The following is a 14,395-nucleotide window of genomic DNA, read 5'->3' as shown; positions in this document are numbered from 1 at the left end:
GAATATTTACTACTAAAATGTAGTTTTTCATCAACAAATTTTCAAAAAATCTACTGGTCAATTTCAAAATTACAATCAATTATTTTCATGTCAATAAAATCAATTTTATGCAACAAAATGCCTTAAAATGAGTTTTTTATAACTTTTTTTCTTCTCAAATCTAAATTCATTAAACATTTGTCAAGAATTCAGTAAAGTCTAATTCCTTGTGTTTTTATTCAAAAATGGAATGAAGTGGTAAAACTTATCAACAAAGTGGTATTTTGTGGTAAATTGTGGTACTTTTTTTTATATTTTTGCTGATAACCAAAATAAACTGCAATTGAACTCCATAATAGGAACATATGAATGCAAAGTTGACGCCAAAGGAAGACTGATGATTCCTTCGGCTTTAAAGAAGCAACTGGCTAATTCTCTTCAAGATGGCTTCGTCTTGAAGCGTTCTGTGTTTCAGCCGTGTTTGGAATTATATCCAATGACCGAATGGAATTTGATGATGCAAAAAATCAACAAACTCAACCGATTTGTAAAGAAAAACAATGACTTCATCCGACGTTTTACGGCCGGAGTGAAAGTGGTTGAAGTCGATGATTTGGGCCGTTTGTTAATACCGAAAGATTTAGTGGCTTTTGGTCACATTTCAAAAGATATCGTGCTTTCCTCAGCGGTGAACATCGTGGAAATTTGGGACAAAGATTTATACGAAAAATCAATTGCAGGCGACGATATCAACTTTGCCGATTTAGCGGAAGATGTAATGGGAAATATTAATGACGATGGAGATGGGATATCATAATCCGGTTTTGTTGAAGGAAACTGTCGATGGCTTGAATATCAAACCTGATGGAATTTATGTAGATGTGACTTTTGGTGGTGGCGGACATTCGAAAGAGATTTTGAGTCGGCTAGGGCCAAATGGAAAATTATTCGGATTTGACCAAGATGAAGATGCTTTAGCCAATGCGTTACCCGATGAAAGATTCACTTTAATTCATGAGAATTTCAGGTATATCAAACGTTTTTTGAGATTTCACGGTGTGAAAAGTGTCGATGGCATTTTAGCCGATTTAGGGGTTTCATCTCACCAATTTGACGTTCCGGAAAGAGGATTTTCTACTCGTTTTGATGCCGATTTGGATATGAGAATGAGCAAAAGAAACGAACTCGACGCACACAAAGTGATTAATGAGTACGATGACGCCAATTTGAAAAGAGTGTTTTTGGATTATGGCGAATTAAAAGCCGCGCCGGCCATCGCAAGAACCATCATCGAAGCCAGAGAATACAAAACAATCAATACGACTGACGAATTGAAAATGGTTTTGGCCAAATTTTTACCCGATCAGTTCAAAAATAAAATCTTGGCACAAATCTATCAAGCGATTCGAATTGAGGTAAACCAAGAAATGGAAGTGCTTAAAGAGTTTTTGGAACAATCACTTGAAATATTGAAACCGGAAGGCAGATTAAGCGTGATTTCGTACCACTCTTTAGAAGATAGACTGGTAAAACGTTTCATGAAAAACGGATTATTTGAAGGCGAACCGGAACGCGATTTCTTCGGAAACTTTTCAGTGCCGTTCAAGTTGGTTGGAAAACTAATCGTTCCTGATGATGCTGAAATTAAAATCAACAACAGAGCGCGAAGTGCCAAATTAAGAATAGCAGAAAAACGATGAAAAAAGGAGTTTACAGCATATTAAAAGCTCGATTTCTAGTCAACGAAGACGCAACTAAAAACTGGCGGTTCATCGTGTTTCTGATTTTGCTTGCCATTTTGATGATTGCCAACGAACACCGTTACGACCAAAAGATTTTCAAAATAGCCGAGTTGACCAATGAAGTAAAAGAATTGCGTTCTGAATTTGTAGACAAACGCTCCGAACTAATGAAATTAAAAATGGAATCGACCGTTTCCGAAACAATGAAAGAGAGAAATATTTTTCCTTCGTCGGTTCCACCACAAAAAATAAAAATTAAAAAACCAGTCGAAAAAACTTTTTTCCAAAAATTATGGCAGTAGAAGATAAACATATCTCTTACCGAATCTACCTAGTAGCTTTCTGTCTCTTTTTAATGGCTTTGGCTATTACTTTCAAACTCACAAGAATTCAGTGGGTTGAAGGTGATTATTACCGAAAATTGGCCAAAGAAAGAACCGTAAAGAACTTCGTGATTCCTGCTAATAAAGGAAATATTTATTCGGCTGACGGAAGTTTACTCGCGACGTCTATTCCCAACTACAACATCCGATTCGATGCTGTTGCGCCAAAAGGCGAAGCTTTTGAAAAAAATGTCAGACCATTGGCAGATTCATTGGCCTTGATGTTGGGCAAACCAAGTTCGTTTTATCATTCCCAATTGAGAATGGCGAGAGCCAACAAAAACAGGTATTTATTAGTCGCTCGCGATTTGAGCTACACGCAATATATTAAAATCAAGAGTTTTCCATTGTTCAATTTAGGCGCCAATAAAGGCGGAATGATTACCGAACAAGAAACCGTTCGCGAACATCCCATCGGGAAAATTGCCGAAAGAACCATTGGTTACGAAAGAATTACACCTGAAGGAAAACCTGACGGCAAAGGAATTGAATGGTCATTCAGAAAATATTTAAACGGAAAAGACGGCAAAGTTTTAAAACAAAAAATCGCCAAAGGCCAATGGAAACCAATCCGTGATGTAAACGAAGTTGATCCGCAAGATGGTTATGACGTTATTTCTACTATCGATGTTTATATCCAAGACATTGCCCATCATGCTTTATTGAAACAATTACAAGAGTTCAAAGCCGAACACGGTTGTGTAATTGTAATGGAAACCAAAACCGGTAAAATCAGAGCAATTTCCAATTTAGGAAAACTAAAAGAATCGGATTCGACTTATTTCGAAACCACGAATTATGCTATTGCTGAATCTCACGAACCGGGTTCAACGTTCAAACTAGTTGATATGATTGCGTTGTTAGATGATGGAAAAGTGGATACGAGTAAAGTATACGACAGTCGTGGCGGAATAGTAGAGTATCGTGGTAAAAAAGTACGCGATTCTCACGAAGGCGGTTATGGTAAAATTTCTTTAGGAAGAGGTTTTGAAGTGTCTTCCAATACTGTTTTGGTACAAGCCGTTTATGAAAATTATAAAAACAACCCAAAGGAATTCGTAGACAGAATCGACAGAATGGGTTTGAATAAACCATTAGGATTGCCATTCCAAGGTGAAGGCAAACCTTATATTCCGCAACCTGGTGACAAACATTGGAGTGCTATTTCTTTGCCATGGATGGCTTTTGGATACGGAGTTTCCGTTACGCCGCTACAGACTTTGACCTTATATAATGCAGTAGCGAATAACGGTGAAATGGTAAAACCACAATTCGTTTCCGAAATCAAAGAATGGAACAAAACCATCAAAAAATACAACAAGGAAGTCATCAATCCGAAAATCTGTTCCGATGAAACCGTTAAGAAACTAAAAGCGGTTTTAGAAAATGTAGTCAAAAGTGGTACAGGTTCTAAATTGTACTCCAAAGATTTCTCGATGGCAGGAAAAACTGGAACAGCACAAGCCAATTACGGCAAAAACGGCGGAAACGACAAACATTATATTTCTTCTTTCGTTGGTTTTTTCCCAGCAGAAAACCCTAAATATTCTTGTATCGTTGTGGTACATAAACCCAATACTTCAGGCAATAATTATTACGGTGCTGATGTGGCCGGACCGGTTTTCAAACGCGTAGCTCAGAAGATTTTTACCGATGCGCCGTCAACCAATGAAGTCAAAAATTTGAACCGAAAAATTGCCAAGCAAGAAAAAGCATATAACGCATTCCTAGACAGGTCAAATGCTGACGGAAAAACAATTCCCAATGTAAAAGGCATGAGCGGTATGGACGCTGTAGCGCTTTTGGAAAATATGAAAGTGAAAGTAAAAGTAATTGGGTTTGGAAAGGTAAAAAGACAATCCATTCAACCCGGTTCAGCTTTAAGTAAAAATCAAATCATCATACTCGAATTATCGTGATTATTTTAAAAGACATATTGTATAAAGTCGCTATCGAAGTCGTAAAAGGTTCGACCGAAATGACTATTGGCAAAATCGAATTCGACTCCAGAAAAGTACAAGAGAATGATGTTTTTGTAGCCATTCGAGGAAGTGTTTCTAATGGACATGACTTTATCGAAAAAGCGATTAATCTCGGCGCAACAGTCATCGTTTGCGATACTTTGCCGGAAGTTATTGTAACCGGTGTGACTTATATTCAAGTAAAAGACACCAATTCAGCGTTAGCATTTTTGGCTTCGAATTATTACGGCAATCCATCCCAAAATTTAAAGTTAGTCGGAATCACAGGAACGAATGGCAAAACAACCATCGCTTCACTTTTGTTCCAATTGTTCAAAAAAGCTGGTTACAAAGTTGGTTTGTTGTCTACCGTAAAAATTATGGTAGATGATACCGAATACAAAGCCACTCACACAACTCCGGATTCTTTAACGATAAATCATTATTTGGCCCAAATGAACGAGGTTGGTGTGGAATATTGCTTCATGGAAGTGAGCTCACACGGGATTCATCAAAAACGTACCGAAGGTTTACACTTTGCCGGTGGCGTTTTCACCAATTTGTCACACGACCATTTAGATTACCATCCAACGTTTGCCGAATACAGAGATGTAAAAAAATCGTTTTTTGACCATTTGCCAAAAACCGCTTTTGCTTTGACCAATATCGATGATAAAAACGGTTTGGTAATGCTTCAAAATACGGTTGCCCGAAAACTAACTTATGCGCTAAAATCGTATGCCGATTACAAAGCACAAATCTTAGAAAATCAATTGTCAGGATTGTTATTGAAAATCAATGAAAATGAAGTTTGGGTTAGACTAATCGGAACTTTCAATGCCTATAATTTATTGGCGATTTTCGGAACGGCGGTTGAATTAGGCTTGGATAAATTAGAAGTGTTGCGATTGCTTTCTGAATTAGAAAGTGTTTCGGGTCGTTTCCAATTTATTGTTTCCAACCAAAAAATCACAGCTATCGTTGATTATGCACACACACCGGACGCTTTGGAAAATGTGTTGAGTACGATAAATGATATTCGCACCAATAACGAAAAATTAATCACAGTAGTAGGTTGTGGCGGTGACAGAGATAAAGCCAAAAGACCAATCATGGCCAACATTGCAACCACAATGAGCAACCAGGTTATAATCACGTCTGACAATCCAAGAACCGAAGATCCTATTGACATAATAGCCGATATGGAAAAAGGAGTAGAGCCACAAAATCACAAAAAAACCTTGTCGATTGTAGATAGAAAACAAGCTATTAAAACCGCTTGTCAATTGGCAAGCCCAAATGATATCATCCTAATTGCCGGAAAAGGACACGAAACCTATCAGGAAATTCAAGGCGTTCGCCATGATTTTGACGATATGAAAATTGTAAAAGAAATATTAGAACAGCTAAACAAATAAACCTATGTTATATTATTTATTTGAATACCTCGACAAAACCATGGATGTTCCGGGAACCGGAGTTTTCCAATACATTACTTTTCGTTCGGCTTTAGCATTGATCCTTTCCTTGATGATTTCGACCATTTACGGTAAAAAAATCATCAACTTTTTGAGGAATCAACAAGTAGGAGAAACGGTTAGAGAACTTGGCTTGCAAGGACAAAATGAAAAAGCGGGAACACCAACAATGGGTGGATTAATCATCATTATTGCGACGTTGATTCCGGTGATTCTTTTGACGAAGTTGAATAATATCTACATCATCCTTTTAATAGTAACCACACTATGGATGGGAACTATCGGATTCATTGATGATTACATCAAAATCTTCAAAAAAGACAAACAAGGGTTAAAAGGGATTTTCAAAGTAATCGGGCAAGTAGGTTTAGGATTAATCGTAGGTTCGGTTTTGTATTTTCATCCGGGCGTAACCGTTAGAGAAAAAGCCGTAACTACTGTTAACCAAACAGAAAACGTAATTTCTCAAACACCTATTGAGCACAAATCAACAACGACAACCATTCCATTCACTAAAAATAATGAGTTGGATTATGCCAAATTCATTGAGTGGACCGGAGAAGGTTATGAAAACTGGGCTTGGTTAATCTTTATTCCAATCGTAATTTTTATCATCACTGCAGTTTCCAATGGAGCCAATTTAACCGATGGCATCGATGGATTAGCCGCAGGAACTTCTGCTATTTCCGTACTCGCATTGGGAATTTTCACTTTCGTTTCGGGTAACGTGATTCTTTCAGGCTATTTAAATATTATGTACATCCCGAATTCTGGTGAAATGACGGTTTTCATTTCGGCATTCGTCGGAGCTTTAATCGGATTTCTTTGGTACAATTCTTTCCCGGCATCGGTATTTATGGGTGATACAGGAAGTTTAACTATTGGCGGAATTATAGCGGTTTTGGCAATTTCGGTTCGCAAAGAAATGTTGTTACCGGTATTGTGCGCCATTTTCTTTGCCGAAAACTTATCCGTGATTATGCAGGTTTCCTACTTCAAATACACCAAAAAACGCTTTGGCGAAGGAAAGCGAATTTTCCTCATGTCGCCATTGCACCATCATTACCAAAAGAAAGGCTATCACGAAAGTAAAATCGTAACCCGTTTTTGGATCGTTGCGATATTGTTAGCCATCGTTTCCATTGTGACATTAAAACTGAGATAATGAAGCGATTGGTTGTACTTGGCGGAGGAGAAAGTGGGGTTGGAACCGCCATTTTAGGAAAGAAAGAAGGATACGAGGTTTTCGTATCCGATATGGGAAAAATAAAAGAAAAATACAGAGACGTTCTTAACAAATATGAAATTCAATGGGAAGACGAAAAGCATACAGAGGAATTAATCCTCAATGCCGATGTAGTCATGAAAAGTCCCGGAATTCCTGAGAAAGCGCCATTGGTTAAAAAACTATTGGAAAAAGGAATTTCAGTTATTTCCGAAATAGAATTTGCTTATCCGTTTACCGACGCCAAAACCATAGGAATCACAGGAAGCAACGGTAAAACAACGACAACCATGTTGACTTACCATTTGCTCAAAGAAGGCGGATTGAATGTTGGATTAGGCGGTAATATCGGAAAGAGTTTTGCTTGGCAAGTGGCGGAAGAAAACTACGATTGCTATGTGTTAGAATTAAGCAGTTTTCAATTGGACGGCATAATAAATTATAAACCGGACATCGCAATTCTAACAAACATCAGTCCCGATCATTTGGATCGATATGAATACAAATATGAAAATTATATCGCATCAAAATTTAGAATAACAATGAACCAAACTGAAGACGATTTCTTCATCTATGACGCCGATGAAGAAGCGATTTCAGAATGGTTTCAAAACAACAAAACAAAAGCACAATTAATTCCATTTTCACTATTACAAACTTTTGAAAACGGAGCCTTTATAAAAAACGATACTATGGACATCATCATCAACAACGAGGAATTTGAAATGAAAACAGCGGACATTTCTTTGGAAGGAAAACACAACATGAAAAACGCTATGGCTGCCACTTCTGTCGCCCAATTGATGAAAATCAGAAAGCAAACCATTCGCGAGAGTTTGTCCAATTTCCAAGGCGTAGAACACCGTTTGGAAAAAGTACTCAAAATTCAAAATGTGCAGTACATCAACGATAGCAAAGCGACCAATGTCAACGCGACTTTCTTTGCTTTAGACAGCATGACGGTTCCAACCGTTTGGATTGTCGGCGGAGTTGATAAAGGAAACGATTACAGCGAGTTGATGCCGTTAGTTCGCGAAAAAGTAAAAGCCATTATTTGCCTTGGTTTAGACAACAAAAAAATCATCGACGCGTTCAGTGATGTAGTCGATATGATGGTAGAAGTAGACAACATGCGTGACGCAGTTAACACAGCCAAACATTTAACCGAAAAAGGTGACGCGGTTTTATTATCTCCGGCTTGCGCGAGTTTTGATTTGTTCCAAAACTACGAAGACAGAGGAAACCAGTTTAAAGTAGCCGTACAGAATTTATAATATAAAATATTAGATATTAAATATCAAATATGACAAACGATGAGTTAAAAAATAGAACTAAGCAATTCTCTTTACTGATTTTAAATTTAGTCGAGAAAATGCCGAATTCAATTTCATCAAGAGTTGTCATTAATCAATTGGCCAAGAGCTCAACTTCTGTTGGAGCAAATTATAGAGCGGTTTGTAGAGCAAGAAGTGATAAAGAGTTTGTAGCAAAGTTGAATATTGTTTTAGAAGAAGTTGATGAAGCTCAATTTTGGCTTGAAATTATAGCCGAAATGAACTGGATAAGTAAATCTGAATTAGCATTTCCTCTAAAAGAATCAAGTGAACTAGTGGCAATTTTCGTTTCAACCTTAAAAACAGTAAACAACAGATTGAACAACAAAACATATAAATATTTAATATCTAAAATCTAAAATCTAAAATTTAATATTAAAATGAAAGAACTAATTCACAGCTTAAAAGGAGATAAAGTCATCTGGGCATTCGTGGCCTTGTTGGCGTTGTTTTCGTTTATGCCGGTGTTTAGTGCGAGTAGTAATTTGGCTTACATGCGTCACGGTTCAGGAAATGCGTTGACGTATTTATTAAAACACGGCGCGCAAGTATTAGTTGGATTTTTTATTCTTTACAAAATCCACAAAGTACCGTATCACTATTTCCGAACGATTTCACGTTTGTTATTGCCTGTCGTTTGGGTATTGTTGATTTATACATTACTCAAAGGAACGATTATCGATGGTGCCAATGCCAGCCGTTGGATTCAGATTCCGTTCATCGGAATTACATTCCAAACATCAGCTTTGGCTTCTATTGTTTTATACGTTTTTGTAGCGAGATATTTATCCAAAACGAGAGAAACACCCATCACTTTTCAATCCTCTTTATGGGATTTATGGACACCGGTTTTTATCACGGTAATCCTAATTCTACCGGCCAATTTATCCACTGCAGCGTTGATATTTTCAATGGTTTTGATGTTGGCTTTTATTGGAAAATATCCATTGAAATATATTGGAATCATAATCGGTGCCGGAATTATAGGACTGACATTTTTCATCTTAGTAGCCAAAGCATTTCCGGAAGCTTTCCCTAATCGTGTAGACACTTGGATAAACCGTATCGATAATTTCACCAGCGATAAGCCCGATGAAGATGATTACCAAATCGAAAAAGCCAAAATCGCCATCGCATCAGGCGGTGTTTACGGTTTAGGTCCGGGAAAAAGTGTGCAGAAAAATTTCTTGCCACAATCATCTTCCGATTTCATTTATGCGATTATTGTTGAAGAATACGGATTGTTCGGAGGGATTTTAGTTTTGTTTATGTACTTACTTTTGTTGTTCCGATTCGTTGTCGCAGCTCATAAATCCAATTCGCTTTTTGGCAAACTCGTCGTCATCGGTTTAGGCTTCCCAATTATTTTTCAAGCGATGACCAATATGGCAGTAGCGGTAGAATTATTACCCGTAACCGGACAAACGTTACCCTTGATTAGTTCTGGTGGAAGCTCCATTTGGATGACTTGTATCGCACTCGGCATTATTTTAAGTGTGACGAAAAAAGAAGAAGAAATCGCTGAAGAATTAGCCGACAAGCAAAAACGCGAAGACGCTTTGCAACGAATGATTGACAAACAATTACAAGAAGAGGAAGAAGCAGAAAAAGCAGCATTACAAGCCGAATTGGAAAGCTATTCTATCGAAGATAAAGCCAATCCATTGGAACCAATTTTGAAAGGAAAATAAAAAATGAGCAAATTAAAATTCATATTAAGCGGTGGTGGAACAGGCGGACATATCTATCCGGCGGTTGCGATTGCCAATGAATTAAAGTCTCGTTTCCCGGAAGCAGAGTTCCTTTTTGTTGGCGCCAAAGACAAAATGGAAATGCAAAAAGTACCACAAGCCGGTTACCAAATCAACGGACTTTGGATAACCGGTTTGCAAAGAAAATTGACGTTGCAAAATGCCATGTTTCCCTTAAAATTAGTAAGCAGTTTGTGGACGTCACGTCAAATATTAAAAAGTTTCCAACCCGATGTGGTAATCGGAACCGGTGGTTTTGCCAGCGGACCGTTATTGCAAATGGCGAATAGCTTGAACATACCTACCGTCATTCAGGAACAAAATTCCTATCCGGGAATTACGAATAAACTGTTGAGCAAAAAAGCCAATGCCATTTGTGTGGCCTATGAAAATTTAGAAAGATTTTTTCCAAAAGAGAAAATAGTATTCACCGGAAATCCCGTTCGTCAGGATTTGCTTGATGTGGCAACTAAAACAGAAGAAGGTAAAGCCTACTTTAAATTAGACACCAATAAAAAAACTTTGTTGGTTTTAGGCGGAAGTTTAGGCGCCAGAAGAGTAAATCAATTAATTGCGAAAGAACTAGATTTTCTTTTGGAAAGCGGTATTCAGGTTTTTTGGCAATGCGGGAAATTGTATTTCGACGAATACCAACATTTCAACGAAAGAGAAAATGTCCAAGTCGTTGCCTTTGTTGATAGAATGGATTTGATTTATGCCGCAGCCGATTTTGTGATTTCACGAGCCGGAGCTTCATCTGTTTCGGAATTGTGTTTGGTCGGGAAACCAACCATTTTCATTCCGTCACCCAATGTGGCCGAAGACCATCAAACCAAAAACGCCAAAGCCATAGTAGATAAAAATGGCGCCATTCTTTTAAAAGAAAACGAATTGGATGAAAAGTTTGAAACCACGTTTTCAGATTTGATTTCAAATGAAGAATTGCAGAAAGATTTGAGTCAAAATATTAAAAAATTGGCCAAACCCAACGCCACCAAAGATATAGTAGAAGAAATAATTAAATTAATAAAAGCATAGTAACTCAGCCACACAGTGACTCAGCTACTCAGTAACTAAATGAACCTAAACCAAATCCATAACGTCTATTTCATCGGCATCGGAGGCATCGGAATGAGTGCTTTGGCGCGTTATTTCCAAAACATTGGCAAAAATGTTTCAGGGTATGACAAAACGCCAACCATGTTAACCGACGAATTGATTGCGGCCGGAATGAATATTCATTTTGAAGATAATATTGGTTTAATTCCAAGCGATTATTACACCGAAAACACTTTAGTAATCATCACACCTGCAGTGCCTGTGTCGCACTCGGAATGGAATTACTTTTTGGAAAGAAATTATACGGTAAAAAAACGTGCCGAGGTTTTAGGCATCATCACCAAAGACACGTTTTGTTTCGCCGTTGCCGGAACGCACGGAAAAACAACCACATCCAGTATTTTGGGACATATTCTTTACGAAAGTGGCGCAGATGTTACCGCTTTCTTAGGCGGAATTGTAGAAAATTATAATTCCAACTTAATCGGAAACGGAAAAACAGTTACGGTAGTAGAAGCTGACGAATTCGATCGTTCATTTTTGCATTTGCATCCAAATATTGCTTGCGTAACCTCAATGGATGCAGATCATTTGGATATTTATGGCGATGCAACCGCGATTGAAGATTCATTCCGTGAATTTGCCCATAAAGTAGAAGATAAAAACAATTTATTCGTTCCAAAAGGTTTGCCGCTCGAAGGTTTAACCATCGGAATTAATGAAGATTCAACCTATAAAGCTTTCAACATCCGAATTGAAAACGGATTCTATGTTTTTAATGTGCAAACGCCATCTGAAACAATTACCGATTTGAAATTCGGTTTACCCGGAAGACACAATTTAATGAATGCCTTGATGGCTTTAGCAATGTCTAAGACTTTTGGTACCCCGACCGAGTCCATTGCTAAAGCCTTGGCTTCATTTAAAGGAATTCAGCGCAGATTTTCGTACCAAATCAAAACAAATGACTTGGTTTACATAGATGATTATGCGCATCATCCGACAGAAATTAACGCAGTGCATCAAGCCGTTCGTGAGTTGTATCCGAACCAAAAAGTGTTGGCGATTTTCCAACCGCATTTGTTCAGTAGAACCAAAGATTTTGCAGATGATTTCGCCAAAAGTTTGTCGCAATTCGATGAAGTTTTACTGTTAGATATTTATCCCGCCAGAGAATTACCGATGGAAGGAGTTACCTCAAGTTGGTTGCTTTCAAAAATGGAAAATAACAATAAAAAATTGGTTACAAAAGGTGAATTAATTCCGTCAATTTTAGAAAGCAGCGCTAAAATAATTGTCACCATCGGCGCAGGAGATATTGGTGAATTGGTTCCAAAAATTAAATTGGCTTTATCATGAAGGTTTTCACTTGGACAAATATCAGATTAGTGCTAATGATTTCGGTCGTTATCTTCCTATTTTCGTTCACTTCGCACCGAAATGCCCTGCGAAAAATATCGAAAACCGAAGTGGTTTTTGTAGGTGAAAACAGTCTTTTTTTGAAACCTGAAATGGTTAATAAATTGTTAATAGAAAAAAATCAGGACCTAAAAACTATCAATAAAGATGGTTTAGATTTGAATAAATTGGAAAAATCCGTCAGTAGTCATCAAATGATTCAAAAAGCAGATGTATTTGTCAGTGTTGATGGGGTTTTAAAAGCAGTAGTGGAACAAAAAACACCAGTAGGCAGAGTGTTTGACGAAACGGGTTCTTTTTATATTGATAATGAGGGGAATAAAATGCCGTTATCGGAGAATTACACCGCCAGAGTGCCACTATTATCGGGGGAAATTACAGCAGTAAAAAAGGAAAAATTATCTGAAGTTTTAGGGATGATTGCGGAAGATGATTTTTTGAAGAAAAATATCATTGGTGTACAGGTTTTGCCTAGCGGTGGCTTAATTATGGCGAACAGAAATTACGATTATCAAATTGATTTCGGGAGAACTATTAACATCGAGAGAAAATTTAAGAATTACAAAGCCTTTTTTCAGAAGGCGGTTTTAGATAGCACTTTGGACAAGTACCGAAGAATTAATTTGAAGTTTACCAAGCAAGTGGTGTGCATTAAATAGAAGATTATGGAAAAAGAGAATATTGCAGTCGGATTAGACATTGGGACAACCAAGATTGTGGCCATGATTGGCAAGAAAAATGAGTATGGAAAATTGGAAATTTTGGGTGTCGGAAAATCCAAAAGTCTTGGTGTGGCTCGTGGCGTTGTTAACAATATCACGCAAACGATTCAATCCATTCAACAGGCAGTTCTTGAAGCAGAAAATAATTCAGGTTACAAAATAAACGATGTGGTAGTGGGCATTGCCGGACAGCACATTCGCAGTATACAACACACCGATTACGTAATCAGAACAAACCCTGAAGAAGTAATCAGCGGAAGAGACATCCAATTGTTAATCGACCAAGTAAACAAATTGGCGATGCTACCGGGAGAAGAAATTATCCACGTATTGCCACAAGAATTCAAGATTGACGGGCAATCTGAAATCAAAGAACCTATCGGAATGTATGGTGGAAGATTGGAAGCAAGTTTCCACGTGGTAGTCGGACAGGCCTCTTCTATCAGAAATGTTGGAAGATGTATTCAAAGTTCGGGCATTGAATTGTCAGGATTGACTTTAGAGCCATTAGCCTCAGCCGATGCGGTTTTGAGTCAGGAAGAAAAAGAAGCTGGTGTTGCCTTAATTGACATCGGTGGGGGAACAACAGATTTAGCCATTTTCAAAGATGGTATCATTCGTCACACAGCGGTCGTACCTTTTGGTGGAAACGTAATTACGGATGATATTAAAGAAGGTTGTTCAATTATTGAAAAACAGGCAGAGTTATTGAAGGTTAAATTCGGCTCAGCATGGCCGGGAGAAAATAAAGACAACGAGATTGTTTCCATTCCGGGTTTACGCGGAAGAGATCCCAAAGAGATTTCGCTTAAGAATTTATCGAAAATCATTCACGCCAGAGTAGTGGAGATTATCGAACAGGTTTTCACCGAAATCAAAGCATACGGACACGAAGATCCACGCAAAAAATTAATTGCCGGAATCGTATTAACCGGTGGTGGTTCACAATTGAAACACATCAAGCAATTGGTGGAATACATCACGGGAATGGACACGAGAATTGGCTATCCAAACGAACATTTGGCAGGTAATTCGGGAGAAGAAATTTCGAGTCCGTTATATGCTACCGCAGTAGGATTGGTAATGAACAGTATCGAAAACAATTCGAACAGTGCTTACAAAATTGAATTAAAAGAGGTAGCGCCGGAAGCACCAAAACCAATAGTACAACAACCGGTTTTTGAACCCAAAGAAGAAGAAATTGTTAATGAAGAAGCCGTTGAAGAAAAGCCTAAAGCGGAAACTACAGAAGACAAAATCAGACGCTCGTTTTTTGACCGCTATGTGGACAAGATTAAAGATTTTTTAGATAACGCAGAATAGATTAAACAGAATAAATACC

13 protein-coding genes are annotated in these 14,395 nt (G+C 37.9%); all 13 read left to right on the top strand.

Annotated features, from left to right (window positions below):
* Positions 1 to 322 precede the first annotated feature (322 nt).
* The 13 genes from mraZ to ftsA are packed head-to-tail and all read left to right on the top strand — an operon-like array spanning position 323 to position 14,376.
* The gene (mraZ, locus tag ACK4HO_RS03700; protein WP_409662732.1) at positions 323 to 796 is read left to right on the top strand and encodes a division/cell wall cluster transcriptional repressor MraZ; all 474 of its coding nucleotides are present in this window, start codon (positions 323 to 325) and stop codon (positions 794 to 796) included.
* Positions 771 to 1,679: a 16S rRNA (cytosine(1402)-N(4))-methyltransferase RsmH gene (gene rsmH, locus ACK4HO_RS03695; RefSeq protein ID WP_409662729.1), complete on the top strand. Its 909-nt coding sequence runs from the start codon at positions 771 to 773 to the stop codon at positions 1,677 to 1,679. The genes mraZ and rsmH overlap by 26 nt, the downstream gene beginning before the upstream one ends.
* The gene (locus ACK4HO_RS03690) at positions 1,676 to 2,023 is read left to right on the top strand and encodes an FtsL-like putative cell division protein (RefSeq protein WP_409662726.1); all 348 of its coding nucleotides are present in this window, start codon (positions 1,676 to 1,678) and stop codon (positions 2,021 to 2,023) included. Before rsmH ends, ACK4HO_RS03690 begins: the two co-directional genes overlap by 4 nt.
* Positions 2,014 to 4,023: a penicillin-binding protein gene (locus ACK4HO_RS03685; RefSeq protein ID WP_409662724.1), complete on the top strand. Its 2,010-nt coding sequence runs from the start codon at positions 2,014 to 2,016 to the stop codon at positions 4,021 to 4,023. The genes ACK4HO_RS03690 and ACK4HO_RS03685 overlap by 10 nt, the downstream gene beginning before the upstream one ends.
* A complete protein-coding gene (locus ACK4HO_RS03680) occupies positions 4,020 to 5,483 on the top strand; it encodes a UDP-N-acetylmuramoyl-L-alanyl-D-glutamate--2,6-diaminopimelate ligase (RefSeq protein ID WP_409662722.1) in 1,464 nt (487 codons plus the stop codon). Before ACK4HO_RS03685 ends, ACK4HO_RS03680 begins: the two co-directional genes overlap by 4 nt.
* Before the next feature lie 4 nt (positions 5,484 to 5,487).
* Positions 5,488 to 6,708, top strand: coding sequence for a phospho-N-acetylmuramoyl-pentapeptide-transferase (gene mraY / locus ACK4HO_RS03675; RefSeq protein ID WP_187659720.1), 1,221 nt, complete (start codon positions 5,488 to 5,490; stop codon positions 6,706 to 6,708).
* Positions 6,708 to 8,042, top strand: coding sequence for a UDP-N-acetylmuramoyl-L-alanine--D-glutamate ligase (gene murD / locus ACK4HO_RS03670; RefSeq protein ID WP_409662719.1), 1,335 nt, complete (start codon positions 6,708 to 6,710; stop codon positions 8,040 to 8,042). Before mraY ends, murD begins: the two co-directional genes overlap by 1 nt.
* Before the next feature lie 29 nt (positions 8,043 to 8,071).
* The gene (locus ACK4HO_RS03665) at positions 8,072 to 8,461 is read left to right on the top strand and encodes a four helix bundle protein (RefSeq protein WP_409662717.1); all 390 of its coding nucleotides are present in this window, start codon (positions 8,072 to 8,074) and stop codon (positions 8,459 to 8,461) included.
* Between the two features lie 21 nt (positions 8,462 to 8,482).
* On the top strand, positions 8,483 to 9,793 hold the full coding sequence (locus ACK4HO_RS03660) for an FtsW/RodA/SpoVE family cell cycle protein (RefSeq protein WP_409662714.1): 1,311 nt from the start codon (positions 8,483 to 8,485) through the stop codon (positions 9,791 to 9,793).
* Positions 9,794 to 9,796: 3 nt separating this feature from the next.
* Entirely contained in the window at positions 9,797 to 10,891 is a 1,095-nt protein-coding gene (gene murG / locus ACK4HO_RS03655; protein ID WP_409662712.1) for an undecaprenyldiphospho-muramoylpentapeptide beta-N-acetylglucosaminyltransferase, read from the top strand.
* Between the two features lie 39 nt (positions 10,892 to 10,930).
* Positions 10,931 to 12,271, top strand: coding sequence for a UDP-N-acetylmuramate--L-alanine ligase (murC, locus tag ACK4HO_RS03650; protein ID WP_409662709.1), 1,341 nt, complete (start codon positions 10,931 to 10,933; stop codon positions 12,269 to 12,271).
* A complete protein-coding gene (locus tag ACK4HO_RS03645; protein WP_409662706.1) occupies positions 12,268 to 12,990 on the top strand; it encodes a cell division protein FtsQ/DivIB in 723 nt (240 codons plus the stop codon). The genes murC and ACK4HO_RS03645 overlap by 4 nt, the downstream gene beginning before the upstream one ends.
* 6 nt (positions 12,991 to 12,996) lie before the next feature.
* Positions 12,997 to 14,376 carry a cell division protein FtsA gene (gene ftsA, locus ACK4HO_RS03640; protein WP_409662702.1) on the top strand — a complete coding sequence of 460 codons (1,380 nt, stop codon included), beginning with the start codon at positions 12,997 to 12,999 and terminating at the stop codon, positions 14,374 to 14,376.
* The last annotated feature ends 19 nt before the right edge of the window (positions 14,377 to 14,395 follow it).

The organism is Flavobacterium sp., assembly GCF_046296355.1.
Classification (GTDB): Bacteria; Bacteroidota; Bacteroidia; order Flavobacteriales; family Flavobacteriaceae; genus Flavobacterium.
The sequence above is the reverse complement of the archived record's forward strand: the minus strand, read 5'-3'. Positions and strand labels throughout refer to the sequence as shown.